The organism is Pseudomonas sp. Ga0074129 (genome assembly GCA_001465025.1).
In the GTDB taxonomy this organism is placed as follows: domain Bacteria; phylum Pseudomonadota; class Gammaproteobacteria; order Pseudomonadales; family Pseudomonadaceae; genus Aquipseudomonas.
The window spans coordinates 1-3,412 of sequence record LNDO01000028.1; the positions used below are offsets into that span (position 1 = coordinate 1).

4 protein-coding genes and 3 tRNA genes are annotated in these 3,412 nt (G+C 52.8%); all 7 read right to left on the bottom strand.

Annotated elements, in window-relative coordinates; genetic code table 11:
* A partial coding sequence (locus AUK77_RS01700) for a GTP-binding protein (protein ID WP_296125510.1) occupies positions 1–329 on the bottom strand: 329 nt, incomplete at its 3' end.
* Positions 330–412: 83 nt separating this feature from the next.
* Positions 413–488 (bottom strand) — tRNA-Thr (locus AUK77_RS01705).
* A gap of 25 nt (positions 489–513) precedes the next feature.
* Positions 514–587: transfer RNA gene (locus AUK77_RS01710), tRNA-Gly, on the bottom strand.
* 24 nt (positions 588–611) lie between these two features.
* Positions 612–696, bottom strand: a tRNA-Tyr gene (locus AUK77_RS01715).
* A gap of 143 nt (positions 697–839) precedes the next feature.
* Positions 840–1,508 (bottom strand): SPOR domain-containing protein, encoded by a 669-nt coding sequence (locus tag AUK77_RS01720; protein ID WP_296125512.1) that lies wholly within the window; start codon positions 1,506–1,508, stop codon positions 840–842.
* An 8-nt stretch (positions 1,509–1,516) separates the two neighbouring features.
* Complete coding sequence (locus AUK77_RS01725) at positions 1,517–2,263, bottom strand: pantothenate kinase (protein WP_296125514.1); 747 nt, start codon at positions 2,261–2,263, stop codon at positions 1,517–1,519.
* Positions 2,253–3,218, bottom strand: a complete 966-nt coding sequence (birA, locus tag AUK77_RS01730; protein WP_296125516.1) for a bifunctional biotin--[acetyl-CoA-carboxylase] ligase/biotin operon repressor BirA — start codon at positions 3,216–3,218, stop codon at positions 2,253–2,255. Before birA ends, AUK77_RS01725 begins: the two co-directional genes overlap by 11 nt.
* Between the last annotated feature and the right edge of the window lie 194 nt (positions 3,219–3,412).

Consider the following 3,412-nt stretch of genomic DNA (forward strand, 5'->3'; position numbering starts at 1 on the left):
TCAGCGGCCGAGCAAACCAGGATAGCGCCGTCCATCTGGGCAGCACCGGTGATCATGTTCTTCACATAGTCAGCGTGACCTGGGCAGTCAACGTGAGCATAGTGACGGATCTTCGAGTTGTACTCGACGTGCGCGGTGTTGATGGTGATACCACGAGCTTTTTCTTCTGGCGCGCTGTCGATCTTGTCGAAGTCAACAACAGCCGAACCGAAAACCTCGGAGCAAACACGAGTCAACGCAGCAGTCAGCGTGGTCTTACCATGATCGACGTGACCGATGGTGCCTACGTTGACGTGCGGTAGGGAACGATCAAATTTTTCTTTTGCCATTTTACCTGCCTCCCAGAGAAGAATTGACCCAACATCAGCACCATAAAACAAAGGCAGATACTCTCATATCTGCCTTTATTATATGGAGCTCATGAGCGGACTCGAACCGCTGACCTCACCCTTACCAAGGGTGTGCTCTACCAACTGAGCTACATGAGCAATAACCATCGCAAGAACAACGAACTGGAGCGGGTAGCGGGAATCGAACCCGCATCATCAGCTTGGAAGGCTGAGGTTCTACCACTGAACTATACCCGCGAGGCCTGCAGCTCTCGCTAAATCTGGTGGAGGGAGAAGGATTCGAACCTTCGAAGTCGATGACGTCAGATTTACAGTCTGATCCCTTTGGCCACTCGGGAATCCCTCCAAACGGGGCGGCATTCTCATTCGATGCCGACCTACTGTCAAGCAAAATCTCATTAAAAACCTGAGGTTAGCTACTTTGACAGCAACTTCGCAGAGTACTTGTAAGCGCCACCCTGCGAAGCGGGCGCCATTCTATGCATTCTATTACTGGCTTGCAACCCCTTCGCACGGCATTAATTGCTGTTCCAAGCCTTTAAAGTCGACAGCCAAGCGCTGCAGCAAAGAATCATCAGCCAAACGCCGACTTTCTGGAGAGATCCGGACCCAAAAACTCCGATGCGCCCGGGTTAGCTCCCTCAGCGACGGCATATAGCCTGCGTCACGCAAACGCTGCATTACGCTCTGCGCTGAATCGCTGCGAGGGAAAATACCCAGGGAGATACCATTGGCCAGATCCCCTTGCGTAATAATATAGCTGTCTATCTTTCGAGCCTGCAGCTCACGCAACTGCCGTAGAGAGGCCTGCCTAGAAGCCAGCGGCGGCAAATAAACCCAGTAATCAATACCCGCAGCCGCATCCATGCTCTGCACGCGGGACTGTATATCCAAGCTCAACAACCGCTGCTCTACAGAAGCTGCATCCTCAGCAACTTCAAAGCCACCTAAAAACAAACAAACCGCCTCAACTGGCGGAGTGGCCGCAACATTTCGTCGCGACGCCTCATTCGACTCACTCAACAGGCGTATATCCCGCTTGGCATCTTGCACCATAGAGAGCGGTGCTATTTCAGTCACACGCAAAGGCGCACGCTGCTGATGCCATACGTAATAAAACAAATTCAGTACAACCAACCACAAGAACATCCAGCGCATGCAAGACCTCAGTCAATAGGGCAAGCGATCGCCAAGCCAATAAATACAAGATCAGGTACAACGTGCGCACCTGGAATAACATCCATGACCAGCGAGGCGTCCCCGCCTGTGAGGAAAATATCAAAGCCACTTCCAAGAAGCTCTGTCGCCATTGTTACCTGAGCACCAACAAAACTGCGCAGCATCAGTAAACAGCCTCTCTCAACAGCTTCGGCAGTCGCCCTCCCCGGAAGCAGTTCTTTCAGCGCCCTAGCAGCCTCATCGGCGTCATAGCGTGTCCGCCGGGTATGGGTACGCAACTGGGTACGCATCAGTGGTACGCCTGGACAGATAAAACCACCAAGATGCAAACCATCGGCAGCAACAAAATCCGACGTTATCGCCGTGCCAAGATCAATGACCAGCGAAGCCTTTCGGGATAACTGATAGGCCCCGACAACAGCGAGCCAACGATCAAGGCCGAGGCGCTCATATTGCTCGTAACCATTACGGACACCTGACAAAAAAACCTCAGGGCGCGCAACAAGACACTCAACATTAAATGACGCCTGAAGACGTGATATCAAATTCGAGGTTTCTTCATCACTGCGCACACTGACAAGGCGGCACGCGCGCAATGAAACAGCCTGCTCGAGAACAACATCTATAAGCGCCTGATCTGAATCAACCACACCACCTGCGAATGCTGCGACCGTGTCATTATTCAGCAAACGCCATTTAATAAATGTATTACCGCAGTCGAGCTCAAGAATCATCACGTAGCCTCAGGCTAAGCTCACCGCCGCTAAAGCTCCGCTCAGCACCATTAACCCGCAAACGAATGGCGCCTGAACAGTCCACACCAGCAACCTCACCCACAATAGGTTCACCGCCAGCCGTTAATGCTACCTGTCGGCCCTGCCAAAGGTGGCTGGCCTGCCACTCGTCCTGCAAGGCTGAAAAACCATCGCGCAATTGAATTTCGAGATATCGCGACAGCTGTCGATTCAACTCATTGACCAGTTCATTACGATTTAACAAATGCCCTAACTCAGCACGCATAGACGTCCAGGGCTGGCCGATCGCACCCTGCTCGGCCGCGAGCATATTCACATTCAAACCAATCCCGATAACCACGTGGCACACATCAGCTGGATCGCCGGAAATTTCCAATAAGATTCCCGCCAACTTGCGATCAGCCACCAACACATCGTTGGGCCATTTCAGCCCGGCCTCAGACACGCCAAAGGCACGAATAACCTGTAATAGAGCGAGGCCTATCGCGAGGCTCATGCCTTCAAGTTGGCGCATGCCACCCTCAACACGAACAACCAAGCTGTAATAGAGATTCTCGCCGAAGGGACTTAGCCAACTACGCCCCCGTCGCCCTCGCCCATTGGTTTGCCGCTCCGCAATTACATAAAACGGCATCGACTGAGCTTGTGACATACGGCGCAACGCTTCAGCATTTGTCGAATCCACGCTTTGCAAAACACACGCGGCCCACTGTGGCGCCCCCACTTGCGAGTTAAGCCAGTCAGCATTCAGCAACTGCAGCGGCGTTTCGAGTCGGTAGCCTCGCCCACGCACTTTATGCACCGGCAGAGACAATTCAGACTGTAGTGCCTGCAACTGCTTCCACACAGCAGAGCGGCTTACGCCCAAGGCTGCGCCTAGCGCCTCACCGGAGTGGAATCGCCCGTCTTGAAGAAGAGTCAATAATGCAAGCATGTAAGTTCCGCCAAGCAATAAGGCACGCATGATAACGATGCACTGTTTCGTTGCCTATCAAAGGCTGAGTTGCACTCGGAAAGTTTTACGCGGCATAAAGTAAAACCCCCGAACGTTTTCACGATCGGGGGTTTTGGTATAGGTGCTTGACGATGACCTACTCTCACATGGGGAAACCCCACACTACCATCGGC